The organism is Amycolatopsis sp. WAC 04169 (genome assembly GCF_003947535.1).
Classification (GTDB): Bacteria; Actinomycetota; Actinomycetes; order Mycobacteriales; family Pseudonocardiaceae; genus Amycolatopsis; species Amycolatopsis keratiniphila.
Genome location: NZ_QHJI01000002.1, coordinates 533,195 through 557,444, shown reverse-complemented (window position 1 = coordinate 557,444; position 24,250 = coordinate 533,195). Strand labels below are relative to the sequence as shown.

The window sequence follows — 24,250 nt, the reverse complement described above, 5'->3', positions numbered from 1 at the left end:
CAATGTTCCCCTCTTCAGTTGGACGCGGGCTCCCCGGAGAACCAGCGCTGTGGAGCGGGCCGGAGGTTCTGGTAGATGTGCTTCGCCTCCGTGTACTCGGCGAGCCCGGTCGGGCCGAGTTCGCGCCCGAAGCCGGACTGCTTGTAGCCGCCCCATTCCGCCTGCGGCAGGTACGGGTGGAAGTCGTTGATCCAGATCGTGCCGTGCCGCAGCCGGTTCGCGACCCGCTGCGCGCGGGAGGCGTCCGAGGTGAACACCGCGCCGGCGAGGCCGTAGTGGGTGTCGTTGGCGATGCGGACGGCGTCGTCCTCGTCGGTGAACGTCTCGACGGTGAGCACCGGGCCGAACGACTCGTCGACGACGGCGCTGCTGCCCTGCTTCACGTTGTCGAGGATGGTCGGCAGGTAGTAGTGCCCCTTCGCGAGCTCGCGATCGTCGGGGCGTTTGCCGCCGGTGCGCAGGACGGCGCCCTCTTCGAGCGCCGCGGCGACGTAGCGTTCGATCTTTTCCAAATGGGCGGCCGAGATCAGCGGGCCGGTTTCAGCCTTCGGGTCGAAAGGTCCACCCAGTCGGATCAGTTCGGCGCGGCGGACGAGTTCGTCGACGAACTTCTCGTGCCACTCCTCCTGGACGATCAGCCGCGCGCCCGCCGAGCAGACCTGCCCGGAGTGCAGGAACACCGCGGTCAGCGCGTAGTCGACGGCGGTGTCGAAATCCGAGTCGGCGAACACGACGTTCGGGTTCTTGCCGCCCAGTTCCAGCGCGACCTTCTTGACGGTGGCCGCGGCGGAGGCGGCGATGATCTTGCCGGTCGCGAGGCCGCCGGTGAACGACACGAGGTCGACGTCCGGATGCTCCGAGAGCGGTGCTCCGGCCTGGGCGCCGGCGCCGAGCACGAGGTTCGCGACGCCGCCGGGGAGGCCGGCCTCGGTCAGCAGCTTCATCAGCATGATCGAGGTGTGCGGAGTCAGTTCGCTGGGCTTGAGGACGAACGTGTTGCCCGCCGCGAGCGCGGGGGCGACCTTCCAGATGGTCTGCAGGAGCGGGTAGTTCCACGGCGTGATCAGCCCGCAGACGCCGACCGGCTCGTGCACGATGCGGCTGAACGCGTCCGGGTTGCCGGTGTCGACCACGCGGCCGGCGTCGTTCGCGGCGAGCTTGCCGAAGTAGCGCAGGCACGCGGCGATGTCGGCCATGTCGTATTCGCTCTCGACCAGCCGTTTCCCGGTGTCGAGCGATTCGGCGCGGGCGAAGGCGGCGGCGTCGCGGTCGAGCAGGTCGGCGGCCTTCAGCAGCAGGTCACCGCGCTGCGGGGCGGGCGTCTGCGGCCACGGGCCGGTGTCGAACGCCTTCCGCGCGGCGGCGATGGCCGCTTCGGTGTCCTCACGGGTGCCCTCGGCGACCTCCGCGACCAGCGACCCGTCGGCGGGGCAGCGGATTTCCCGGCGACCACCGCCGACCGCGTCGACCCACTCGCCACCGATGAAAAAGTCCGCCATCAAGCCCTCCGAACCGGCTCCTGCTCAACCGTCGATCAGCGATTATCGCGGCCACCCGACGTGACCGCTACTTGGCAAAAGAGACCATGTTCACACCCTCGGGTGTCGAGTGGTGATTTTCTGACATGTGACCCGTGACGCGGCGGACGGAAGACTCTCAGGCGACCTCCGTAGACTGGTCGGAACGGCGGAAGAGGAACCAGGCGAGGTGGGAGAGTGACGTTGCTCGAGTCCGTGCACGGACCGGCCGACTTGAAGCGGATGAACCAGGACCAGCTCGGCGAGCTGGCCGCGGAGATCCGGGACTTCCTCGTCGAGAAGGTGCGGCTCGCCGGTGGTCACCTCGGCCCGAACCTGGGTGTGGTCGAGCTGACCATGGCGCTGCACCGCGTCTTCGACTCGCCGGACGACGCGATCGTGTGGGACGTCGGTCACCAGGCGTACGTGCACAAGATCGTCACCGGCCGTCACGACGGCTTCGGCAAGCTGCGCCAGCTCGGCGGCCTCACCGGCTACCCGGCGCGCTGCGAGAGCGAGCACGACCTCGTCGAGAACAGCCACGCCTCGACCGCTCTGTCCTATGTGGACGGTCTGGCGAAGGCGTTCGAACTCGAAGGCGGCGGCAGGCACGCGATCGCCGTCGTCGGCGACGGCGCGCTGACCGGCGGCATGTGCTGGGAGGCGCTCAACAACATCGCCGCGAACCCGCGCCGCCCGGTCGTCATCGTCATCAACGACAACGGCCGCTCGTACTCGCCGACCATCGGCGGCGTCGCGGACCACCTCGCGTCGCTGCGGCTCAAGCCGGGCTACGAGCGCGTGCTGGACCGCGGCAAGGAACTGCTGCGGCACACGCCCGTCGTCGGCAAGCCGATCTACGCGGCGCTGCACGCGGCGAAGGCGGGTCTCAAGGACGCGCTGAGCCCGCAGATGATGTTCTCCGACCTCGGCCTCAAGTACCTCGGCCCGGTCGACGGGCACGACCTCGCCGCGCTGGAGAAGGCGTTCCAGAGCGCCCGCGACTTCGGCGGCGCGGTCATCGTGCACGTGGTCACCGAGAAGGGGCACGGCTACGAGCCCGCGGTCACCAACCAGGCCGACCAGATGCACCAGACCGACCCGATCGACCCGGAAACCGGCCTGCCGCCGGTCAAGGGCCCGAGCTGGACCGGGGTCTTCGCCGACGAGATGGTCAAGATCGGCGCCGACCGCGAGGACGTCGTCGCGATCACCGCGGCCATGCTGCGCTCGACCGGGCTGCACAAGTTCGCCGAGGCGTACCCGGACCGCTGGTACGACGTCGGCATCGCCGAACAGCACGCGGTGACCTCGGCCGCCGGGCTCGCGATGGGCGGCAAGCACCCCGTGGTCGCCGTCTACTCGACCTTCCTGAACCGGGCGTTCGACCAGGTCCTGATGGACGTCGCGCTGCACCGCCAGCCGGTGACGCTGGTACTGGACCGCGCGGGCATCACCGGCCCGGACGGCCCCAGCCACCACGGCATGTGGGACCTCTCGCTGCTGGGCATGGTGCCCGGGATGCGGGTCGCCGCTCCGCGTGACGCCGGAACCCTGCGCGAGGAACTGCGGGAGGCCGTCGCGGTCGAGGACGGGCCGACGGCGCTGCGGTTCTCCAAGGGCGGCGTGATCGATTCGGTGCCCGCCGTGGAACGCGTCGGCACGGTGGACGTGCTGCGCAAGCCCGCCGGCGACGCCGACGTCCTGCTCGTCGCGGTGGGCGCGTTCGCGATGCTCGGGCTCGCCGCCGCGGACCGGCTGGCCGACCAGGGCATCGGCGTGACCGTGGTCGACCCGCGCTGGGTCGTCCCGGCCCCCGCCGAGCTGGTGGCGCTGGCCGAGCAGCACAAGCTCGTCGTGACCGTCGAGGACAGCGGGCGGCACGGCGGCTTCGGCTCCGCGCTGGCGGCGCTGTTCCGCGACGCCGAATGCGACGTGCCGCTGCGGGATCTCGCGGTGCCGCAGGTGTTCCACGACCACGGTTCGCGCGAGGAGGTGCTGGCCCGCGTCGGGCTCACCGCGCAGGATGTGGCGCGGCGGGTGACCGAATGGGCGGCGAACCTGTCGAGCCGGACTCCGGCGCCGGAGGACACGCGCCGCTGAGCTTGGCGTCGACGGTCGTGAGTGCCGATTCGGGTTAGAACACGAGTCGCCACTCACGACCCGCTGATCGAGCCCGGGCGGGCGATCCGGCTATCTCCTAAGTGCCATGAAAGGTCCTTTCCTTGCAAATTTTGCAAGGAAAGGACCTTTCATGGCGCGCTACGTACTCCTCAGGTGTCATGAAAGGGCCGTTCAGGACGAAAAATGTCCTGAACGGCCCTTTCATGACATCCGGGAGTTCGGCGCCGCACGCCCAGCGGTCGCGCGAAAAGCGGCTCAGGTGCCCACGATCCGGCCGACCGCGCGCACGACGAGGTCACGCGTCGCGATCGGAGAGGAGAACCCGAGGATCGACAGGTGCACGACGAGGCTCAGCAGTTCCTCGGCGTCGAAGTGGTCCGGCACGGTGCCCGCCCGTTGCGCCTCCCGGATCGCGGCGACCTTGTCCGCGTGCGCCCGGACCTCGGCCTCGGGTGTCGCGTCGAAGCCGTTCTCCAGGCGCAGCCAGCCCATGAGCCGCAGGAGATGGGGGTGTTCGAGGTAGCGGTCGAACAGCCTTCCCGCGTAACCGGGCAGGTCTTCGGGGGTGATCGTGAGGGTCCGGATGGCGAGGTCCACCTGCTCCTCCACGACCTTCTCGAAAAGCTCTTCCTTGCTGCAGAAGTAGGCGTAGATCAGCGCCTTGTTCGCGCCCGCGTTCTTCGCGATGCGATCCACCCTGGCGCCGGCGATGCCGTACGTCGCGAACTCCGTCGTCGCCGCGTCCAGCAGTTTCCGCTTGGTCGCTTCCTTGTCCCTGACCATGTGAGCCAGTCTAACTAACTGGTTGGTTGACAGCTAGCCGTACCCCGTGGCAGGCTGAATTGGCAACCAACTGGTTAGTTAGGAGCAAGGGTATGAAGGTCGCACTGGTCACGGGAGCTTCCGCGGGAATCGGCGAAGCCACGGCGCTCGCGCTGAAGGACGCGGGCTACACGGTCTACGGTGCCGCGAGGCGCGTCGAGCGGATGGCGGGGCTCGCCGAGCGCGGGGTCAAGGTCCTCGCGATGGACGTCACCGACGACGCGTCGATGGTCGCGGGCATCGAGCGGATCATCGAGGAGTCGGGCCGCATCGACGTCCTGGTCAACAACGCGGGCTATGGCTCGTACGGCGCCTTCGAGGACGTGCCGCTCTCGGAGGGGAAGTACCAGTTCGAGGTGAACCTGTTCGGCCTCGCGCGGCTCGTCCAGCTGACCACGCCGCATATGCGTGCCCAGGGTTCCGGCAAGATCGTGAACATCTCGTCGATCGGCGGCAAGATCTACGAACCGCTCGGCGGCTGGTACCACTCGACGAAGTTCGCGGTCGAAGGACTCAGCGACTCACTGCGGCTGGAACTGAAGCCGTTCGGCATCGACGTCGTGGTGGTCGAACCCGGTGCCATCAAGACCGAATGGGGCGGCATCGCCATCGAGAACCTGATGAAGACCTCCGGCGACACCGCGTACGCGCCGCAGGCCAAGGCGCTGGCGAAGTTCTTCGACCAGGCCGCGCGCGGCTCCCACCCCAAGGTGATCGCCGATGTCATCCTGAAGGCCGTCCGGGCCCGGCGCCCGAAGACCCGCTACGCCGCCGGTTTCGGGGCGAAGCCGATCCTGTTCGTGCGCCGGGTGCTCCCGGACCGCGCCTTCGACGCGTTGTTCCTCGGGGCGCTGCGCCGCTTCGCCTAAGCGGCGACGGCCGGTTCGGCGACGGGTTCCGCGTACGAGTAGACCTCCCGCGGCTCGGGGAAGAGCTTCACCAGCACGGGATACGCGATCGCCGCCGTGCACAGCGTCACCACCATGCTGATGTCGACGCCGCCCGCGATGTCCTTGAACGGCCCGGCGATCATCGGGGTGTTGGCCGTCAGCAGGCCCAGCGTCGTCGCCGGGATCCAGGCGGCCATCGCGCGCCAGTTCACCCCGCGGGTGAACCAGTAGCGCCCGCCCTTGCGGCCCTGGTTGAACACCTGGAGGTCGTCCGGGTCGTAGAACCCGCGCCGCAGCACGAAACCGATCATCATGATCACCATCCACGGCGACGTGCACAGCACGATCAGCGTGGCGAAGGCGTTGATGCTGGACACCATGTCCAGCACGAAATTGCCGACGAAGATGAACACGACGCTGAGCGAGCCGATCAGCAGCGTCGCCTGCACCCGGCTCAGCTTCACGAAGATCGAGCTGAAGTCCAGCCCGGTCCCGTAGAGCGACGTCGTGCCGGTGGACAGCCCGCCGATCAGCGCGACCGCGATCAGCGGGATCGCGTACCAGAGCGGGGAGATCGCGGTCAGGCCGGTGATGTAGTCGGCCGGATCGGCGACCAGGGTCGCGGTGGCGATGCCGAACCCGAACGGCAGCAACGTCGCCACCTGCGCCAGGAACGGCGCGGCCAGCAGGGAACGGCGGCTGTGCCGCGCGGGGATGTAGCGCGTCCAGTCGCCGAGGAAGGCGCCGAAGGAGATCGGGTTCGCCATCGTGGTGAGCGCGGCCAGGATCCACGTCGGCCAGAAGTCGCCGAGCGCGTAGGTGCCGGTGCCGGCGAACCCGGGGTCGAACGTGCCGCCGTAGGCCACGATGCCGAGCAGCATGATCGCCGTGCCCAGCACCACGGCGACCCGGTTCACCAGCAGCATGAACCGGTAGCCGTAGATGCACACCACCAGCGTGGCGATCGCGATGACGCCGTACGCGACGCCGCGGAGCACTTCGCCGCCGTCGAAACCGAAAAGCCGTTGTGCCGCACCGGCGACGGCGTCGCCGCTCACCCAGACCGAGATGGCGAAGAAGGTGATCGCCGTCAGCAGGGAGAGGAAGGAGCCGACACAACGGCCGACGACGCCGAAGTGCGCGCCGGAGGAGACCGCGTTGTTGGTGCGGGTGAGCGGGCCGAACAACGACATCGGCGAGAGCACCAGCGCGCCGACGACCACGCCCGCGACGGTGGCCGCGACCGCCGCCCAGAAGCTCAGCCCGAAGGCGATCGGGAGGGTCCCGAGGATGATGGTGGCGAAGGTGTTCGCGCCGCCGAACGCCATCCGGAACAGGTCGCGCGGACGCGAGGTCTGTTCTTCCGGCGGGATCGGCGCGATGCCGTGCTGCTCGACTTCGGTGACCTTGTCACCCATGGGGACCTCCAGCTATGCGTTTCGTCCTCTGAATGCGGTCCTTGCACGCGCAAGGACCGCATCCAGAGGACGAAACGCGGTCAGGCGAAGCGGGTCATGACGTGCTTCACGCGGGTGTACTCGGCGAAGGAGTAGGACGAGAGATCCTTCCCGTGGCCCGAGTGCCCGAAGCCGCCATGGGGCATTTCCGAGACCAGCGGCCCGTGGGTGTTGACCCAGACGCAGCCGAAGTCGAGTTCGCCCGAAACGCGGGTCGCGCGTGACAGGTCGTTGGTCCAGATCGATGACGCCAGCCCGTAGGGGACGCCGTTGGCCAGGCGCACCGCCTCGTCCTCGTCCGTAAAGGACTGGACGGTGATCACCGGGCCGAAGATCTCCTCCTGCACGATCTCGTCGTCCTGCTTCAGGCCGGAGATCACCGTGGGGGAGAAGAAGAAACCGCGGTCGCCCGCGGGCGTGCCGCCGGTCTCCACGCGGGTGTGCGACGGCAGGCGCTCGACGAGGCCGCGGACCCGCCCGAACTGCGCCTCGCTGTTGAGCGGGCCGAAGTCCTCACCCGGCGTCTGCGCGGCGGCGGCCTTGGTCAGCTCCGCGACGAACTCGTCGTGGATCGCCGCGTCCACCAGCACCCGGCTGCCCGCCGTGCAGTCCTGCCCGGCGTTGTAGAACGCCGCGCCGACGATGCCCTCGGCCGCCTCCGCGAGGTTCACGTCGCCGAAGACCAGCAGCGGTGCGTTGCCGCCGAGTTCGAGGTGTGTGCGCTTGAGGTCGGCCGCCGCGACGGTGGCGACGTCGATACCGGCGCGGGTCGATCCGGTGATCGACACCAGCTCGGTGATCGGATGCTTCACCAGCGCGCGGCCGGTGTCGCGGTCGCCGCACAGCACGTTGAAAGCGCCCTGCGGCAAAAATTGCGCCGCGACCTTCGCCAGCAGGACGGCCGTCGACGGCGTGGTCTCCGCGGGCTTGAGCACGACGGTGTTGCCCGCCGCCAAGGCCGGGGCGATCTTCCAGACACCCATCATCAGCGGGTAGTTCCACGGCGCGATCTGCGCGCAGACGCCGACCGGCTCCCGGCGGATCGCCGACGTGTGCCCCGGCAGGTACTCGCCGGACGCGGTGCCTTCGAGCTGCCGTGCCGCACCGGCGAAGAACCGCAGTGCGCTGACGCACTCCGGGATCTCCTCGTCCAGCACGACGGCGCGGATCTTGCCGGTCTCCCGGATTTCGAGCTCGGCGAACTCCTCCGCGCGGGACTCCAGCGCGTCGGCGATCTTCAGCAGCGCGAGCTGACGCTGGGCGGGCGTGCTCTTGCGCCACACCTTGAAAGCCCGTTCGGCCGCGGCCAGCGCGGCGTCCACATCGGACTGTTCAGACAGGACACTCGTGCCGAAGACCTCACCGGTGGCGGGGTTCACCAGGTCGAGTGTCCGCGAGCCCGACGCCGGTACCTCGGCGCCGTCGACGAAATTCAGGACCTGAGTCATTTCTTCTCCAGGTGGGTCGGCTCGAACATCTTGAGCAGGGCGGGCAGGACGACCACCGACGGCCCGGGCGTGGCCAGCGCGTCCGCCAGGTCCTTCCCGACGGTGTCCAAAGAGGACACCGTGGCAGGGACGCCGAAGGACTGTGCCAGCGCGGCGAAATCGGGGCGGGCGAGTTCGGTGGCGGTGGACTGCCCGAAGGCGCCGGTCAGGTATTCGCGCAGGATGCCGTAGCCGCCGTCGTCGACGATGAGCCACGTGACGTCCAGCCCGTGCTGGACCGCCGTGGCCAGCTCCGCGATGCCGTACATCGCGCCGCCGTCGCCGGACACCGCGAGCGCCGGGCCGCCGGTCGCCGCGGCGCCGCCGAGCGCGCCGGGCAGGCCGTAGCCGAGCCCGCCCGCGCCCTGCGCGGTGTGGATCGGCGCGCCCTCGGGATTCCACGCCGACCAGGCCCAGTAGGCCGCGATCGTCATGTCCCAGAAGGTCTGGGTGCCTTCGGGGATCGCCGCGCGGATGTCGTCGACGAGCTTGCGCTCGGCTTCGAGGGGCTGGCCGTCGAGGCGTTCGCGCACCTTCGCCAGCAGATCCGCCACCGCCTTTTCGGCGGCGCCGTCGGACTGCCGGAACGGGACCTGCTCCAGGAGTCCTTGCAGGACAAGGCGGACGTCGGCGTGGATGCCCAGCGCCGGGTAGTTCGACTCCAGCTTCCCGAGATCGGCCTCGACCTGGATCACCCGGCCGCGCGGGGCGAACTCGCGATAGTTGCTGGACAGCTCGCCGAGCCCGGAACCCAGCACCAGCAGCACATCCGCGGCCGAGAGGAACTCGGTGCTGTGCCAGTCCTCCAGCCACGACTGCCCGGACAGCTCGTGATCCCAGCCGAAGGCGCCCTTGCCGCCGAACGTCGACAGCACCGGCGCGCGCAGTGCCTCCGCGAGTGCCTTCAGTTCCGCGTGCGCGCCCGAGCGCAGCGCGCCACCACCGGCGAGGATCACCGGATTCTCGGCCGCGCCAAGGAGATTCGCGGCCTCCGTGACGAGCTCCGGCAACGGCGCGAGCGGAGCGGGCCGGGCCGTCGCGGACGTGATCCGCGGCAGGTCCGCCGGCGCCAGCAGGATGTCCTGCGGGATCTCGACCCATACCGGGCCGTACGGCGCGGTCGCCGCCGACTCCCACGCCTCGCGGAATGCCGTCGGGATCTGGCTGACGGTGCGCACCACGTGCACCGACTTCACCACGTCGCGGAAACTGGCCTGCTGATCCGGCAGTTCGTGCAGGTAACCGTGGCGTCCGCCGCCGAGCCCGGCGACCGGGACCTGGCTGGAAATCCCGAGCACCGGGACCGACGCCGCCCGCGATTCCTGCAACGAGGCCAAAGTCAGCAGCGCGCCAGGGCCGGTCGACACGATCATCGGCGTCACCGGGACCGGGCCTTCGGGATCGGCCGCGAGCCGGGCGCGGGCGTGCCCGTCGGCCGCGAACGCCAGATTGTTCTCCACCCGCGAGCTGACGACGCGCAGGTCGTCCGTGCGCCGCAACGCTTCGAACAGACCGAGCGCGTGCTGGCCCGGCAGGCCGAACACGGTGTCCGCGCCGAGCGCGTGGAGGGTTTCGACGACGACGTCGCCGCCGATGCGTTGTGTCATGCGCTCTTCCCCAAACTGAGCAGGCTCACCAGGTCGTAGGCGACGTGGGAAGCCGCGATGGCGGTGATCTCGGCATGATCGTAAGCCGGGGCCAGCTCCACCACATCGGCTCCGACGAGGTTGCAGTCCCGCAGCCCGCGCAGGATCTCCAGCAGTTCGCGGCTGGTCATCCCGCCCGCCTCGGGCGTGCCGGTGCCGGGCGCGTGCGCCGGGTCGAGCACGTCGATGTCGACCGAGATGTAGAGCGGGCGGCCGCCGATGCGCTGGCGCAGCGCGTCGACGGTCTCGGCGACCCCGCGGCGCATGACGTCGCCGGAGGTGACGATGCCGAATCCGAGGCGGCGGTCCTCTTCCAGATCCCGCTTGCCGTACAGCGGGCCGCGCGTGCCGACGTGGGACAGCGCTTCGGTGTCGAGGATGCCTTCCTCGGACGCCCGCCGGAACGGGGTGCCGTGGGTGTACGGCTCGCCGAAGTAGGTGTCCCAGGTGTCGAGGTGCGCGTCGAAGTGCAGCAGCGCCACCGGCCCGTGCTTCTTCGCCGCCGCCCGCAGCAGCGGCAGCGCGATCGTGTGGTCGCCGCCGACGGTCACCAGGCGCGTCCCGTCCGCGGTGAGCGCTTCGGCCTCGCTCTGCAGCGTTTCGATCGCCTCGCCGATGTTGAACGGGTTGAGCGCGATGTCGCCGGCGTCGACCACCTGCGTTTCGGCGAACGGGGAAACGTCGAGTTCCGGGTGGTACGGGCGAAGGAGCCGGCTGGCCTCACGGAGCGCGGAGGGGCCGAAGCGCGCGCCGGGGCGGTAGGACACCCCGGCGTCGAACGGCACCCCGACGACGGCGACGTCGGCACGCTCGACCTGATCGATCCGCGGAAGCCTCGCGAAGGTCGCGAAACCGGCGAACCGGGGCACCTTCGAAGAGTCGACGGGTCCGATCGGGTTCTGCTCAGGCACTGTGTCTCCTTCTCAGGTGTTTCAGGACTGCGAAGCGGCGAGTTTCGCCTCTTCTTCTTCGGCGGCCGCGCTGCCGTTCAGGCGGCGGGTCCACACGGTGAGGATTTCGTCGGAGGTCCGCGGGGTGAGGAAGCTGACCAGCAGGTACACCGCGAGGCTGGAGCCGAGGCCCCAGTAGATCGGGCTGTTGGCCTCGACGCCGTCGACGAACATGAACGTGATGACCACGACGGTGCCGACCACCATCGACGCGAGCGCGCCCTGCCGGGTGCCGCGTTTCCAGGCCAGCCCGCCGATGATCGCGACCAGCAGACCGCCGACGAGGATGTCGTAGGCGATGGTCAGCGCGTTGACGACGTCGTCCACGACCATCGCGATGCCGATCGCGGCGATGCCGAGGACCAGCGTCGTGATCCTGTTCCTTGTCACCTCGTTGACGGCCTTTTTGAGGCCCAGCTTGGAAAGCAGATCCGAGGTGCTGACCGTGGAGCAGGCGATGAGCGCGCCGCTCGCGGTCGACATCATCGCCGAGAGCGCCGCCGCGAGCACCAGCCCGCGGATCCCGGCTGGCAACTGCTGCTCGACGATGGTCGCGAACGCGTCCTGCGCGCTGGCGAGGTTCGGGTACAGCGTCTTGGCCGCGGTGCCGATCAGCGCGCCGGCGAGACCGTAGACGAGGCAGTAGACGCCGGAGATGACGCCGCCGCCGGTCGCGATGCCCGGCGTCCGCGCGGTGAACACGCGCTGCCAGATGTCCTGGCCGATCAGCAGGCCGAAGCTGTAGATGAGGAAGTAGGTGAAGATCGTGTCGCCGCCGATGGCGGTCAGTTCGAAGTAGCTCTCGTCCAGCCGCGCGGCCATGCCGTCGAAACCGCCCGCCGACACGATCGAGACCGGCAGCAGGATCAGCAGGATGCCGATGGTCTTGATGACGAACTGGACGATGTCGGTCAGCGTGATCGACCACATGCCGCCGAGCACCGAGTAGAGCACCACGATCGAACCGCCGATGGCGATACCGGCCCAGCTCGGCACGTTGAAGAGGACCTTGAAGATGGTGGCGAACGCCAGCGTCGAGGTGACGGTCAGCATCAGCGTGTAGCCCCACATGACCACGCCGGAGATGGTGCTCGTGGAACCGCCGTAGCGCAGGTCGAGCATCTCGCCGACGGTGTAGACGCGCAGTTTCACCAGCCGCCGCGCGAACAGCGTGTGCAGGACCAGGATGCCGACGCCGATCGCGATCACGAGCCAGGCGCCGGAGATGCCGTAGGTGTAGCCGAGTTTCACGCCGCCGACGGTCGAAGCGCCGCCGAGGACGACCGCGGACATCGTGCCCGAGTACATGAACCAGCCGAGACGGCGGCCCGCGACGAGGTAGTCCGATTTGGTCTTGGCGAGCCGCAGCCCGAACCAGCCGACCCCGATCATGCCCGCTATGTAGAGCGCGATCACCGCGTAGTCACCGGCCACGGTGTCCTCCTTGACTTGGGGCTGTTCGCTTCGTTCGGGTCACCGTAGGTTCGTTCGCACCTTGAACGACATGGGATGATCCATCCGAACTTCGGTGTGGATGAGGATGGAATGACCCAAAGCCGCGATCCGTTCGACTCGGATGTGAATGTCCCGTTACGGGCCGTGGTCGGCAACCCGGAACTGGCACTCGACCCGGTCGTGGAGACCCTGCGGCCGGGCGCGCTCGACGCCCCGGTGCGCTGGGCCCACGTCAGCGAGCTGCTGGATCCCGTGCCGTACCTGCTCGGGGCGGAGCTGCTGCTCACCGCCGGGGTGAACCTGCCGGTGGAACCGGCCGAGATCGATCGCTACGTCCGGCGGCTGGCCGGCAGCGGGATCTCCGCGCTGGGGTTCGGCCTCACCCCTGGCGCCTACGAGACGTTGCCGCCGCCCCTGCGGACGGCGTGTGCCCGTCACGGTCTCCCGCTGCTGGTCGTCCAGCCGCGGACGCCGTTCCTCGCGATCAGCCGGGCCGTGTCGGTCGCGCTCGCCGAGGCGGGGCAGCGGGAACAGCGGCGGATCGCGGCCGCGCGGGAGGCGCTGACCAGGGCGGCGGGCGACGGGCTCGGCGAACTGGCGAGCGCGCTCGCCGGACGGCTCGGGGCGTGGGTGGCGCTGGTCGGTGCCGGCGACGTCCTGGCCGCGGACCACGGGGCGCCGTCACCGCTGCCCGCCGAGGTCCGGGAACTGGTCGCCACGCTGCGGGCGGGCCGGGGGATCCGCAGCGCGACCACGGAACTGGCCGACGGCACGCACGTCGTCGCGCAGCCGGTGTACCCGCAGGCGACGGCGTCGCATCTGGTCGTGGTCGGCCGGGTCGCGCGGTTCGACGGCGCGGACCGGTCGATCCTGTCGGTCGGGGCGGCGCTGCTCGGGCTGGCGGGCCGCGCGGGTTCGGACGCGGCCGGGCTGGGCGCCACCGCGACGGGGTTGTTGCTGGGGGAGACCGAGGTGATCGGCGGTGACGAACGCCGTCTGGTCGCCGGGATCGCGTACCGCAAGGGGCCGAACGAGGTCGCCGTCCGCTACGACTGGCTGCGCGCCCGGCTCGACACCCCGCTCGTGCGGCTGCGGCCGGGGCCGCGCTTCGACGCGATCGTCCGTGAGGCGCCGGAGGCCGGTGACCTCGACCGGCTCCGCGCCGACGGCTGGCTCGCGGTCGTGGGTTCGCCCGTCCCACCCGGGCGGCTTCCCGAAGCGGCGGGCGAGATCGAGCTACTGCTGACGCGGGCCACCGCGCTGGGACGGCCGGTGGTGGCGGAAAGCCCTTCGGGACTGGACGCGCTGATCGATCCGGGCGCCGCGGCCGGGTTCGCCGCGCAGATGCTGGCGCCGTTGCGCGACCTCGACCGGAAGGGTGACCGCGAACTGGTCGGCACGCTGCGGACCTGGCTCGCGCACCACGGCGGCTGGGACCGCACGGCCGCCGAACTCGGCGTGCACCGCAACAGCGTCCGGCACCGGATCGGGCAGATCGAACGGGCGCTGGGGGTGGATCTGGCGGATCCGGAGACGCGGATGCGGCTGTGGTTCGCCCTGCGCTGGTCCTCATGAGTGGTAGCGGCGGCTAGGGCGAAGGGTGCCTTGGGTACCTACCGTGGTGCGCGGATGGACGACGCGCGTGATTGGCGGGACGACACGCGTGTCTGGACGGACGACTCACGACGAAAGCTTCGCCGCGAGCGTGTCGTCCGCCGGATCACACGTGCCGTCCGCCCAATCACGCGAAGCCACCGTCTCGGTATCGGTGCTCCTTGCAGTCCGTGAAGGGGGCCTTCACAGACCGGCCCCGGGAACAGCGGCCAGGAGCCAGTAGGCGCCGAAAACGCCTCACGACTCCAATAAGGTCACTCTCAGGAATGTGTGGCAACGTAGGGTCGTGCGAATTCTGGTAGTCGAAGACGAAGAACCCCTCGCCGACGCGATCGCACGCGGCCTGCGGCGCGAGGGTATGGCGGTGGACATCGCGCTCACCGGTGACGACGGGCACGAGAAGGCCGCCGTCACCCGGTACGACGTCGTGCTGCTCGACCGCGATCTCCCCGGCATGTCCGGTGACGACCTGTGCCGCGAGATCGTCGCGTCCGGCGAGCTGACCCGCGTGCTGATGCTCACCGCGAGCAGTTCCGTTTCGGACCGCGTCGACGGGCTTTCCCTCGGCGCCGACGATTATCTCGCCAAGCCGTTCGCCTTCCCCGAACTCGTCGCGCGCGTGCGGGCGCTGGGCCGCCGCGCGACCCCGGCCGCGCCGCCGCTGCTGACTTCCGGCGACGTCGAACTGGATCCGGCGAGGCGGACCGTCCGCCGCGCGAGCGGTCCGGTCGAGCTGACCCGCAAGGAGTTCGGCGTGCTGGAGGTGCTGCTGTCGGCCGCCGGTTCGGTGGTCAGCAGCGAGGAACTGCTCGAACGCGTGTGGGACGAGAACGCCGACCCGTTCACCACCACCGTCCGGGTCACCGTGATGACCTTGCGGAAGAAGCTCGGTGAGCCGGGCATCATCGAAACCGTCGTCGGCTCCGGCTACCGGGTGCCGGAGCAGGGGACCGCACGCGGGTGAACCTGTCCGGCGCCCGCAGCCTGCGCGCGCGGGTCACGCTGCTCGCGACCGGGCTGGTGGCACTGGTCAGCCTCCTGTTGCTCTGGCTGACCTGGAATCTGGTCGGCGACGCGGTCTCCGCCGTGCCGCAGCTGCCGCCGGGCACCACGGTGCGCGTCGACGGCGTCGAGGTCGACGCGTCCGCCGTCACCGAGCATCTGCGGGTCTACGCCCGGAACCGGGTGCTGCTGTTCGGCGCGGTCGCGTTCTGTTTCGTCGTGCTGGCGGCGGGGATCCTCGCGTGGACGTTCACCGCGCGGGTCCTGCAGCCGCTGCGCGAGATCACCGGCACCGCGCGCCGTCTCTCGATCGAGTCGATGGGGGAGCGGATCGGCGAGGTCCGCACGAAGGACGAACTCGCCGAACTGGCCGAGACCTTCGACGACATGCTCGACCGGTTGCAGGCCGCGTTCGACGCGCAGCGGCATTTCGTCGCGAACGCCAGCCACGAACTGCGGACGCCGCTCGCGGTCATCCGCACCGAACTCGACGTCACCCTGGCCGACGAGCACGCGGACGAAGCCGAGTTACGCCGGATGGCGGGTGTCGTCCGCGACGCGACCGAACGGGCCGAGCGGCTGGTCGGTTCGCTGCTGCTGCTCGCGCGCACGGACGGCGCGGGGCTGGTGGCCAGGGAACCGGTCGATCTGGCGGTGATCGTCGCGAGCGCGTGGCGCGCGGTGCGCGTCGAAGCCGAAAAGCGCGGCATCCGCACCGAATTCGCGACCCCCGGCGCGCCGACGTTCGGCGATCCCGCGCTGCTGGAACGGATCGCGGGCAACCTGCTGGAGAACGCCGTGCGGCACAACGTCGACGGCGGCTGGCTGGACGTCGTCACGCAGGCCGGTCCACAGTGGTCGGTGCTGCGGGTGCGTTCTTCGGGCGGGCTGCTCGACCCGGCGGCGGTCCCCGAACTGTTCGAGCCGTTCCGCCGCGCCGGCGTCGCCAGGACGGCCCGCACCGGGGCCGGGCTGGGGCTCTCGATCGTGCGGGCCGCGGTGCAGGCGCACGGTGGCACCGTGTCCGCGGAACCCGTTGTGGGCGGCGGTCTTTCGGTGACCGTCCACCTGCCCGCTCTGCCCTGACCCCCGGCTGGGGTTACGGTTTCGGGCATGGTTCCCAGTATTCGGCTGAACAACGGAACATCCCTCCCGCAACTCGGGTTCGGGGTGTACAAGATCGGCGACGACGAGGTCGTGGGCGCGATCCGCACCGCCATCGAGGCGGGCTACCGCGCCATCGACACGGCGACCCTGTACGTGAACGAACGCGGCGTCGGCGAGGCCGTCCGCACCAGCGGGCTGCCGCGTGAGGAACTGTTCGTCACCACGAAACTCTGGAACACCGAGCACGGCTACGACCCGGCGTTGCGCGCCTTCGACACGAGCCTGAGCGAGTTGGGGCTCGACTACGTCGACCTGTACCTGATCCACTGGCCGCTGCCCGCGCAGGACAAGTACGTGGAAACGTGGCGGGCGCTGGAAAAGATCGCCTCCGACGGCCGGGCGAAGGCGATCGGCGTCTCGAACTTCCAGATCCCGCATCTGGAACGGCTGATCGAGGAGACCGGGATCGTCCCGGCGGTGAACCAGATCGAATGCCACCCGTGGCTGCAGCAGCCGTTGCTGCGGGACTTCCACGAGAAGCACGAGATCGTCACCGAGGCGTGGGGCCCGCTGGCGCGCGGCGGAGACCTGCTCGCCGACGAGAAGATCACCACGATCGCCGAGAAACACGGCAAGACGCCTGCCCAGGTCGTGCTGCGCTGGCACGTCGAGATGGACCATCTGGTGATCCCGAAGTCCGTCACGCCCGAACGGATCAAGGCGAACATCGACGTCTTCGACTTCGCGCTCGACGCGCACGACACCGCCGCGATCGCGACGCTGGAGCAGGGGAAGCGGCTGGGACCGGATCCGGACACACTGGGCGCCTAGACCCGGCCCCGGTCGCCTACCGCACGTCGACGAAGATCGGGTTCCCGTACAGCCACAGGTCTTCGAACGGGTTCGACTGCCCGATCACGTCGGCGCTCGGCTCGATCCCGCCGGGCACGTGCTTCTTGCCGTCCGTGCCGCGTGTCCGCACGAAGAACGGCTCGCGCACGTCGCGGAACGTGTGCCGGAAGGTGACCCGCCGCCCGGGCGCCCACCGCGGCTCGAAGGACCGCACCACCCGCGTGCTCGGGGCGGTCTGCGTGTCGCGGTCGGCGGCCGGGCCGGTCACCGGTCCGGACACGAGGTCGAGCCGCGCGAGCCTCGGGATCGCGCCGCCGCCGTTCGGCCGGGCCGCGAGCTTCGCCGAGACGACCACCGTGACGTCGGACCCGCGCCGGACCCGCAGCCTGCCGCCCATCGTCGCCGAGCTCCAGCCGCTGTACGCGCCGAACTCGAGTTCCTGCGCCAGCCCGCCGTGCACCACCCAGACGCGGCCCGCGCGCAACCCTTCCAGCACACCTTCGTGGCTTCGGCGGGTCACGCCGACCATCGTCCGGCTGAACTCGGCGGGAGCGAAGTCCGCGTACGGCGGCAGGGTCTGCGGGACGCCGGTGTCGATCGGGTCCGGGTAGCCGCCGTGCTCGTCGTAGTAACCGTCGGGGACGCTGGGCCGCACGTGGGTGTCGCCGCGGTTGTAGTGCGAGTCGGAGTTGCTGGTGATCCACCACGGCTTTCCTTCGGCCAGCAGCGAATCCCAGAGCCCGCCGACGGTCGCGGTGCTCCAGTCGAAGCCGCCGTAGGTGCGGTAGGCCGACTCCGGGAAACCCGGCCACGAGTTCGAGCCGGGCGAGTTGCCGTACCCGCCGCGCGCGCCACCACCGCTCCCGAGCGGTTTGGGGAAGCCGTCGGCCTGCGCTCCCGGCGCGCCTTCCATGCCGATGACGATGCCGGGCGCGGCGTCGCGCAGCGCGCGGATCTCGTGCGGCGCGATCCGGCCGTTGCGCAGCGGATGATTGATCACCACCACCGGCGCGTGGATCCGGCGTGCCCGCTCTTCGGCGGCGAGCCAGCGGATCGCCTTGACGGCCAGCGCCTCGTTGTCCGGCGTGCCCGGTTCGGTGCCGGTGAGCCGCCAGTCGAAGGCGCGCTCGAACTCCCGCAGTTTCGCGGCCTGGTCCGCGCCGGCCTGGAAGAACAGCGTCGCGTGCTCGGCACCCGGCACGTTCCACTCCATGCCCTGCCACAGCAGGAGATCGGGATGTTCGCGCTGCGCCGCCCGGATCGCGGCGTTCGTGCGCTCCACCGACGACTTCTCGTGCGCGGCGTGGCCGTGATCGGTGATCACCGCCCAGTCCGCGCCGTGACGGCGCGCGTCGGTGGCGATTCCGTCCACTGTGTACATCGCGTCGTAGGAGTACTGCGTGTGGATGTGGTGATCGCCCGCCAGCCACCGATAGCGGTCACGGCCGAAGACAAGGCCGAGATCGAGGTCGAGGTTCAGGTCGAGGGCGTCCGCCGGTGCCGCGGCGGCGAGTGGGGCGCCGGCGGCCGCCGCGGAGACGAGGCCCGCGCGCTTGAGGAATCCGCGGCGGTCGACGCCGGGTTTTTCGCTGTTCACCGGCCGGACGCTAAAGAGCCTCGTTGAACGGACGATGTCCGGATGGCGAAGGGACGGCGCCGTGTGATGATCGTCCCTGTGGAAGAACCGGAACGGACACCGAAGGCGTCGCGGCGGTTGCTCTGGGTGGTCGCCGCGGTCGCGGTCCTGGTCCTCGGGTGCACCGCCGCGGGAAGCGTGTCCGGCGTCGCCAGCTCCAGCAGTTCCGCCGCTTCGCGAAGAGCTTCTTGAAGCGCTCGTATGGTGCCCGTGGCCGGAATCGACGTCGAAGCGTGGGCGGACGAGCTGCGGCAGCGGTTCCCCGAGGCGCAGAAGGTCGACGTGCTCGATCCCGCTCGGATCGCCGCCCAGATGACGGCCACGCCGCCGCCCTGTCCGCCCTCCGGGGAACGCTGACGGCCCGTCTCCCCGGGGGATGGCCGGGGAGACGAACGTTCCCTTGCAGGACCCCAGGATTTCACGAAAACGTAGCCGCTCGCCATCGATTCCACGAAAAACGCGAAAGGCCACCGCCTGCGATCAAGGGATCGCCGACGGTGGCCTTTCGCGGAGGCTCAGGAGAGCGGCACGCTCGCCACACCCGGGGCCAGGAACGGCTTGCCGTTGACCTTCTCGGACACGCCCGCCCGGTCGAGGTACGGCGTGATGCCGCCCAGCCAGAACGGCCAGCCCGCGCCGAGGATCAGGCACAGGTCGATGTCCTGCGCCTCGGCGACCACGCCCTCGTCGAGCATGATCCGGATCTCCTCGGCGATCGCGGCCAGCGCGCGGTCACGCACCTGCTCGGACGTCGACGGCGAGTCGCCCTGCTGCCAGAGCTCGGCCACCTCGGGATCGACGGTGGCGTTGCCCTTGTCGTCCCACTGCCAGACGCCCTTCTTGCCCGCCTTCACGAAGCGGTCCAGGTTCTCGCTGACGGTGAACCGGTCCGGGAACGCCTCGTGCAGGGTCTCCCCGACATGCAGGGCGATCGCCGGGCCGACGAGCTGCATCAGCGTCATCGGCGTCATCGGCAGGCCCAGCGGCTCGAGCGCCTTGTCGGCGACATCGAACGGCGTGCCCTCGTCGACGGTCACCAGCACCTCGCCGAGGAAACGCAGCAGCAGCCGGTTGACCACGAACGCGGACGCGTCCTTGACCAGCACGCTCGACTTCTTGAGCTGCTTGCCGAGCGCGAACGCCGTCGCCAGCGCGGCGTCGTCGGTCTTCTCCGCGCGGACGATCTCCAGCAGCGGCATCACCGCGACCGGGTTGAAGAAGTGGAACCCGACCACGCGTTCCGGATGCTTCAGCTGCGACGCCATCGCGGTGATCGACAGCGACGAGGTGTTCGTCGCCAGGATCGCCTCGGGGGAGACGTACTGCTCCAGGTCGGCGAAGACCTTCTGCTTGACGCCCAGCTCCTCGAACACCGCCTCGATCACGAAGTCGGCGTCGGCGAACGCCGACTTGTCGAGCGAGCCGGTGACGAGCGCCTTCAGCCGGTTCGCGCCGTCCGGCGAGACCCGCTTCTTGGCCAGCAGCTTGTCGATCTCACCGTGCACATAGGACACACCCTTGTCGACGCGTTCCTGGTCGACGTCGGTGAGCACCACCGGCACCTTGAGACGGCGCACGAACAGCAGCGCCATCTGACTGGCCATCAGCCCCGCGCCGACGATGCCGACCTTGTTCACCTTGCGCGCCAGCGACTTGTCCGGCGCGCCCGCCGGCCGCTTGGCCCGCTTGTTGACCAGGTTGAACGAGTACAGCCCGGCGCGCAGGGTGTCGTCCATGAGCAGTTCGGCGAGCCCGTCGGTCTCGGCCGCGTAGCCGCGGTCCAGATCGTTCTCGCGGGCCAGCTCCAGCAACTCGACGGCCTTGGTCGCGCCGGGGGACGCGCCCTTCGTGCGACCGTCCACAATGGCCTTGGCGCGCGCGATCGCGGCGTCCCAGCCCGCGCCGCGGTCGATCTCGCGGCGGGCGGGGGTGATCTCGCCGTTGACGACCTTCGCCAGCCACAGCAGGGACTGCTCGAGGTAGTCGGCCGAGCCGAAGACCTCGTCGACGATGCCGAGCTCCGCCGCCTGCGCGACCTTCAGCATCTTGTTCTGGGCCAGCGCGTTCTCGATGATCACGGTGACCGCGGCGTCCGGGCCGATGAGGTTCGGCAGCAGCTGCGTGCCGCCCCAGCCCGGGAACAGGCCGAGGAAGACCTCGGGGAACGCGATCGCGGCGGTGTTCTCCGAAAGCGTGCGGTAGTGGCAGGAGAGGGCGAGTTCGAGCCCGCCGCCCATCACCGCGCCGTTGATGAACCCGAAGGTCGGGATCTCGGTCTCCGTGAGGCGCCGGAACACGTCGTGCCCGGTCTGCGCGATCTCCCGCGCCAGCGCCGGATCCGCGACCGCTTCGACGCCGGAAAGGTCGGCGCCGACGGCGAAGATGAACGGCTTGCCGGTGACCGCGATCGCGGCGGGTTCCGCGGCGAAGGCGGCGTCGATCGCGGCGTTGAGGCTCACCAGGCCCTGCGGGCCGAAGGTGTTCGGCCGGGTGTGGTCGTGGCCGTTGTCCAGGGTGATCAGCGCGACGGGCTTGTCGAGCCCGGGCACCTTCACCAGCCGGGTCACCGCGTTCGTGACGACCTCGTCGGGGAAGGCGGCTTTCGCCTGCTCAGCGGTGAAAGTCATGTTACTTGGCCCCCTCGAAAGCCGGGTTCTCCCAGATGACCGTGCCGCCCATGCCGATGCCGATGCACATGGTGGTCAAGCCGTAGCGCACGTCGGGGCGCTCGGCGAACTGACGCGAAAGCTGCGTCATCAGCCGCACCCCGGAGGACGCGAGCGGGTGACCGCAGGCGATCGCGCCACCCCACTGGTTGACGCGGGGGTCGTCGTCGGCGATGCCGAAGTGGTCGAGGAACGCGAGCACCTGGATCGCGAACGCCTCGTTGATCTCGAACAGGCCGATGTCGTCGATCGACAGGCCGGTGCGCGCGAACAGCTTCTCGGTGGCGGGCACCGGGCCGATGCCCATGACCTCCGGCTCGACACCGGCGAAGGAGTAGCCCACCAGGCGCATGCCGATCGGCAGGCCGAGTTCGCGGGCGGTGTCCTCGTCGGCGAGCAGCGCCGCGGTGGCGCCGTCGTTGAGCCCGGCCGCGTTGCCCGCGGTGATCCGGCCGTGCGGGCGGAACGGCGTCTTCAGCCCGGCGAGCTGCTCGACGGTGGTGCCGGGGCGCGGCGGCTCGTCCTCGGTCGCGAGACCCCAGCCGAGTTCCTTCGAGCGCGTGGCGACCGGGACCAGCTCGGGGCCGATCTTGCCGGTCTTCACGGCCTCGGCGTACTTCTCCTGGCTGCGCGCGGCGTACGCGTCGGTGCGCTGCTTGGTGATCGCCGGGAACCGGTCGTGCAGGTTCTCCGCGGTCTGGCCCATCACGAGCGCCGTCGGGTCGACGAGCTTGTCGGCGATGATGCGCGGGTTCGGGTCCACGCCCTCGCCCATCGGGTGGCGGCCCATGTGCTCGACGCCGCCGGCGATGGCGATGTCGTAGGCACCGAAGCCGATCCCGCTCGCGGTGGTGGTGACCGCGGTCATCGCGCCGGCGCACATCCGGTCGAGCGCGAAACCGGGCACCGACTTCGGCAGGCCCGCCAGCAGCGCGGCGGTGCGGCCGATGGTCAGGCCCTGGTCGCCGATCTGGGTGGTGGCGGCGATCGCCACCTCGTCGACGCGCTCGGGCGGCAGCTCGGGGTGCCGCCGCAGCAGTTCACGGATGGCGTTGACGACGAGATCGTCGGCACGGGTGCCGGCGTACATACCCTTTTCGCCTGCCTTGCCGAAGGGCGTCCGCACCCCTTCGACGAAGGCGACATTGCGTACCGACCGCGCGTTCGGCGCGAGCGGTGTTGCTCCTGCGGCCACGAATGCTCCTGAAGTAGAGGTTGTCCTGACCGCACCCTAGCCCCGGTTACCGGTCGGTAACCAGGATGGTGGCCCGGTCGAGTGGGGGAAGGCACACTCCCGGGGTCACCCGCCTCGGCCGCTTGGCCGATCCGGGGGAGGTGGGGAAATTGCTATGTTCGAAGTGATCAGGGGGAGGGATCACGATGAACTCGCCGGGGCCGGCCGTCACCCGTCGTGCGCTACTGGGGATGGCGGTCCTCGCGTCACTGGCCGCCTGCACGCGGGCGAACCCGCCCGTGCCGTCGCCGGATCCCTCGCCGCCCCCGCCGTCCACCACCCGCCAGTTCCACGACCGGTTGCTGGAGCTGGAGAAGAAGTTCGACGCCCGGCTCGGCGTGTACGCGCTCGACACCGGAGGCGGCGGCACCGTCGAGCACCGCGCGGACGAGCGGTTCGCGTTCTGCTCGACGTTCAAGGGGGTCGCGGCGGCCGCGGTGCTGCAGCGCAATCCGTTGTCGCATCTGGAAACCCGGGTCAGCTACTCGCGGGCCGACCTGATGAAGCACGCCCCGGTCACCGAGCGGCACGTGGCCACGGGCATGACGATCCGCCAGCTGTGCGACGCCGCCGTCCGGTTCAGCGACGGCACGGCGGGCAACCTCCTGCTGCGGGATCTCGGCGGCCCCGCCGCGCTGACGGCGTTCACGCGCGGTCTCGGCGACACGGTCACGCGGATGGACCGGATCGAACCGGCCATCACCGAGGCCACGCCGGGCGACCTTCGCGACACCACCACACCGCGGGCGTTCGCGGCCGACTACCGGGAGATCGTGCTGGGGGACACGCTGACCGCCGACAAACGCGACTTCCTGCGCGACCTGCTCCAGCGCACCGTCACCGGCGCCGGCCGGATCCGGGCGGGCCTGCCGCCCGGCTGGACCGTCGCCGGCAAGACCGGCACAGGCGAGTACGGCACGCTGAACGACATCGCCGTCCTATGGCCGCCGGGTAAGGCCCCGATCGTCCTGGCGGTCATGTCCAGCAAGGCGGCGAAGGACGCTCCGTACGACGAAGCGCTACTCGCCGAGGCCGCGAGGTACGTTGTCGAAAAGCTGGCGTAGTTCCGGGTCAGTTGCCGGTGGCGCTGGGGAGCAGGGCGGGGCAGCCGGCGGTCTTGTAGGCCGGGTCGTACTCGAAGTGCCACTTTTCGTTGTCGTAGCGACGGCACCAGCCGAGCGGGCCGCCGTTCTTGTCCACCCACGAGGCCGAGTTCAGCGGCTGGATGTCGACGGCGATTCCCTTGACGTGCATGGACGTCTCGGGCTGAAGCGCCCATTTCTTGGCCTGCTCCACGGAGCCGAACCGCTCGACGGCCTTGTCGAACTCGCGCTGCTGCTGGCTCCGGCTGCGTTTGCCGTCGTTCACGCAGAGCGTGACGTTCTGGGCTTTGGCCTTGGCGCGCATGGCGTTCCACGCTTCGATCACGTCCGGGCGCATGCCGAAGGTGTCCTCGTCGACATAACGCTTGTCGACGGCGCAGGTCGGGCCGCTCTCGGGACCGGGGACCTCTTCGAGGACCGCGAGCGCCTGCCCGTTCACCGGTTTGACGGCCAGGCCGGTGGCGCCGAGCGTCACCATCGCGGCCACGACGAGGCCCAGCGCGGCGAACACGCTGATCACGGTCCTGCGGCTGGAGGTGGATGTGGTCGGCACCACCCCGAAGCTACCCAGCCCACGACGGGCCGCCACGGTTTGTGAGCTTCTTCCCAGAACGCCCCGTGAAGCCAACCAAATCGGAAAACGCCTGGTCCGGGGGTCGTGGATCCCTACCGGTGTTCTCGCGTGACT

20 protein-coding genes are annotated in these 24,250 nt (G+C 69.9%); 9 read left to right on the top strand and 11 right to left on the bottom strand.

What is annotated here, in order from left to right:
• Positions 1 to 14 precede the first annotated feature (14 nt).
• Positions 15 to 1,499, bottom strand: coding sequence for an aldehyde dehydrogenase family protein (locus tag DMC61_RS07420; RefSeq protein ID WP_125687841.1), 1,485 nt, complete (start codon positions 1,497 to 1,499; stop codon positions 15 to 17).
• Positions 1,500 to 1,715: 216 nt separating this feature from the next.
• Here DMC61_RS07420 and dxs point away from each other — a divergent pair, with 216 nt between their 5' ends.
• Positions 1,716 to 3,620: a 1-deoxy-D-xylulose-5-phosphate synthase gene (gene dxs / locus DMC61_RS07415; RefSeq protein WP_125687839.1), complete on the top strand. Its 1,905-nt coding sequence runs from the start codon at positions 1,716 to 1,718 to the stop codon at positions 3,618 to 3,620.
• A 276-nt stretch (positions 3,621 to 3,896) separates the two neighbouring features.
• Here dxs and DMC61_RS07410 read toward each other — a convergent pair whose 3' ends face one another.
• Positions 3,897 to 4,424 carry a TetR family transcriptional regulator gene (locus DMC61_RS07410; protein WP_125687837.1) on the bottom strand — a complete coding sequence of 176 codons (528 nt, stop codon included), beginning with the start codon at positions 4,422 to 4,424 and terminating at the stop codon, positions 3,897 to 3,899.
• 92 nt (positions 4,425 to 4,516) lie between these two features.
• Here DMC61_RS07410 and DMC61_RS07405 point away from each other — a divergent pair, with 92 nt between their 5' ends.
• Positions 4,517 to 5,332 carry an oxidoreductase gene (locus DMC61_RS07405; RefSeq protein ID WP_125687835.1) on the top strand — a complete coding sequence of 272 codons (816 nt, stop codon included), beginning with the start codon at positions 4,517 to 4,519 and terminating at the stop codon, positions 5,330 to 5,332.
• Here DMC61_RS07405 and DMC61_RS07400 read toward each other — a convergent pair.
• The 5 genes from DMC61_RS07400 to DMC61_RS07380 all read right to left on the bottom strand — a co-directional run bounded on the left by DMC61_RS07400 (position 5,329) and on the right by DMC61_RS07380 (position 12,327).
• Entirely contained in the window at positions 5,329 to 6,771 is a 1,443-nt protein-coding gene (locus tag DMC61_RS07400) for a cytosine permease (RefSeq protein ID WP_125687833.1), read from the bottom strand. The two genes, DMC61_RS07405 and DMC61_RS07400, sit on opposite strands and share 4 nt — an antisense overlap.
• 80 nt (positions 6,772 to 6,851) lie before the next feature.
• Positions 6,852 to 8,258: an aminobutyraldehyde dehydrogenase gene (locus tag DMC61_RS07395; protein WP_125687831.1), complete on the bottom strand. Its 1,407-nt coding sequence runs from the start codon at positions 8,256 to 8,258 to the stop codon at positions 6,852 to 6,854.
• Positions 8,255 to 9,904 (bottom strand): thiamine pyrophosphate-binding protein, encoded by a 1,650-nt coding sequence (locus DMC61_RS07390; protein WP_125687829.1) that lies wholly within the window; start codon positions 9,902 to 9,904, stop codon positions 8,255 to 8,257. The genes DMC61_RS07395 and DMC61_RS07390 overlap by 4 nt, the downstream gene beginning before the upstream one ends.
• Complete coding sequence (gene speB, locus DMC61_RS07385; RefSeq protein WP_016332976.1) at positions 9,901 to 10,854, bottom strand: agmatinase; 954 nt, start codon at positions 10,852 to 10,854, stop codon at positions 9,901 to 9,903. The genes DMC61_RS07390 and speB overlap by 4 nt, the downstream gene beginning before the upstream one ends.
• A 21-nt stretch (positions 10,855 to 10,875) precedes the next feature.
• Positions 10,876 to 12,327, bottom strand: coding sequence for a sodium:solute symporter (locus DMC61_RS07380; protein ID WP_125687827.1), 1,452 nt, complete (start codon positions 12,325 to 12,327; stop codon positions 10,876 to 10,878).
• Positions 12,328 to 12,438: 111 nt separating this feature from the next.
• Between DMC61_RS07380 and DMC61_RS41365 the strand changes: the two genes are divergently transcribed.
• The 4 genes from DMC61_RS41365 (at position 12,439) to DMC61_RS07355 (ending at position 16,902) form a co-directional block, all read left to right on the top strand.
• Entirely contained in the window at positions 12,439 to 13,923 is a 1,485-nt protein-coding gene (locus DMC61_RS41365; protein ID WP_199749924.1) for a PucR family transcriptional regulator, read from the top strand.
• Between the two features lie 325 nt (positions 13,924 to 14,248).
• Positions 14,249 to 14,926: a response regulator transcription factor gene (locus DMC61_RS07365; protein WP_007033550.1), complete on the top strand. Its 678-nt coding sequence runs from the start codon at positions 14,249 to 14,251 to the stop codon at positions 14,924 to 14,926.
• Complete coding sequence (locus tag DMC61_RS07360) at positions 14,923 to 16,050, top strand: cell wall metabolism sensor histidine kinase WalK (protein WP_125687823.1); 1,128 nt, start codon at positions 14,923 to 14,925, stop codon at positions 16,048 to 16,050. The genes DMC61_RS07365 and DMC61_RS07360 overlap by 4 nt, the downstream gene beginning before the upstream one ends.
• A gap of 27 nt (positions 16,051 to 16,077) precedes the next feature.
• Complete coding sequence (locus DMC61_RS07355; protein ID WP_125687821.1) at positions 16,078 to 16,902, top strand: aldo/keto reductase; 825 nt, start codon at positions 16,078 to 16,080, stop codon at positions 16,900 to 16,902.
• A gap of 16 nt (positions 16,903 to 16,918) precedes the next feature.
• Here the strand turns inward: DMC61_RS07355 and DMC61_RS07350 are convergent, their stop codons facing one another.
• Positions 16,919 to 18,520, bottom strand: a complete 1,602-nt coding sequence (locus DMC61_RS07350; RefSeq protein ID WP_125687819.1) for a PHP domain-containing protein — start codon at positions 18,518 to 18,520, stop codon at positions 16,919 to 16,921.
• A gap of 42 nt (positions 18,521 to 18,562) precedes the next feature.
• Between DMC61_RS07350 and DMC61_RS07345 the strand changes: the two genes are divergently transcribed.
• Positions 18,563 to 18,751, top strand: coding sequence for a hypothetical protein (locus DMC61_RS07345; protein ID WP_125687817.1), 189 nt, complete (start codon positions 18,563 to 18,565; stop codon positions 18,749 to 18,751).
• Between the two features lie 18 nt (positions 18,752 to 18,769).
• Positions 18,770 to 18,916 carry a hypothetical protein gene (locus DMC61_RS41120; protein WP_158634079.1) on the top strand — a complete coding sequence of 49 codons (147 nt, stop codon included), beginning with the start codon at positions 18,770 to 18,772 and terminating at the stop codon, positions 18,914 to 18,916.
• Between the two features lie 158 nt (positions 18,917 to 19,074).
• Here DMC61_RS41120 and DMC61_RS07340 read toward each other — a convergent pair whose 3' ends face one another.
• Both DMC61_RS07340 and DMC61_RS07335 read right to left on the bottom strand, forming a co-directional pair.
• A complete protein-coding gene (locus DMC61_RS07340) occupies positions 19,075 to 21,186 on the bottom strand; it encodes a 3-hydroxyacyl-CoA dehydrogenase NAD-binding domain-containing protein (RefSeq protein WP_125687815.1) in 2,112 nt (703 codons plus the stop codon).
• Position 21,187: 1 nt separating this feature from the next.
• A complete protein-coding gene (locus DMC61_RS07335; RefSeq protein WP_063274489.1) occupies positions 21,188 to 22,420 on the bottom strand; it encodes a thiolase family protein in 1,233 nt (410 codons plus the stop codon).
• A gap of 185 nt (positions 22,421 to 22,605) precedes the next feature.
• Here DMC61_RS07335 and bla point away from each other — a divergent pair, with 185 nt between their 5' ends.
• Positions 22,606 to 23,523 carry a class A beta-lactamase gene (bla, locus tag DMC61_RS07330; protein WP_125687812.1) on the top strand — a complete coding sequence of 306 codons (918 nt, stop codon included), beginning with the start codon at positions 22,606 to 22,608 and terminating at the stop codon, positions 23,521 to 23,523.
• Positions 23,524 to 23,530: 7 nt separating this feature from the next.
• Here bla and DMC61_RS07325 read toward each other — a convergent pair whose 3' ends face one another.
• Positions 23,531 to 24,118 (bottom strand): D-alanyl-D-alanine carboxypeptidase family protein, encoded by a 588-nt coding sequence (locus DMC61_RS07325; protein ID WP_063274487.1) that lies wholly within the window; start codon positions 24,116 to 24,118, stop codon positions 23,531 to 23,533.
• Positions 24,119 to 24,250: the final 132 nt, after the last annotated feature.

Bases quoted from the DNA above. Each gene is read 5' to 3' on its own strand.
- DMC61_RS07400 (WP_125687833.1), bottom strand. From the start codon at position 6,771: ATGGGTGACAAGGTCACCGAAGTCGAGCAGCACGGCATCGCGCCGATC.
- bla (WP_125687812.1), top strand. From the start codon at position 22,606: ATGAACTCGCCGGGGCCGGCCGTCACCCGTCGTGCGCTACTGGGGATG.
- DMC61_RS07340 (WP_125687815.1), bottom strand. From the start codon at position 21,186: ATGACTTTCACCGCTGAGCAGGCGAAAGCCGCCTTCCCCGACGAGGTC.
- DMC61_RS07410 (WP_125687837.1), bottom strand. From the start codon at position 4,424: ATGGTCAGGGACAAGGAAGCGACCAAGCGGAAACTGCTGGACGCGGCG.
- DMC61_RS07355 (WP_125687821.1), top strand. From the start codon at position 16,078: ATGGTTCCCAGTATTCGGCTGAACAACGGAACATCCCTCCCGCAACTC.
- DMC61_RS07395 (WP_125687831.1), bottom strand. From the start codon at position 8,258: ATGACTCAGGTCCTGAATTTCGTCGACGGCGCCGAGGTACCGGCGTCG.
- DMC61_RS07390 (WP_125687829.1), bottom strand. From the start codon at position 9,904: ATGACACAACGCATCGGCGGCGACGTCGTCGTCGAAACCCTCCACGCG.
- DMC61_RS07345 (WP_125687817.1), top strand. From the start codon at position 18,563: ATGGCGAAGGGACGGCGCCGTGTGATGATCGTCCCTGTGGAAGAACCG.
- DMC61_RS07405 (WP_125687835.1), top strand. From the start codon at position 4,517: ATGAAGGTCGCACTGGTCACGGGAGCTTCCGCGGGAATCGGCGAAGCC.
- DMC61_RS07420 (WP_125687841.1), bottom strand. From the start codon at position 1,499: ATGGCGGACTTTTTCATCGGTGGCGAGTGGGTCGACGCGGTCGGCGGT.
- DMC61_RS41365 (WP_199749924.1), top strand. From the start codon at position 12,439: ATGACCCAAAGCCGCGATCCGTTCGACTCGGATGTGAATGTCCCGTTA.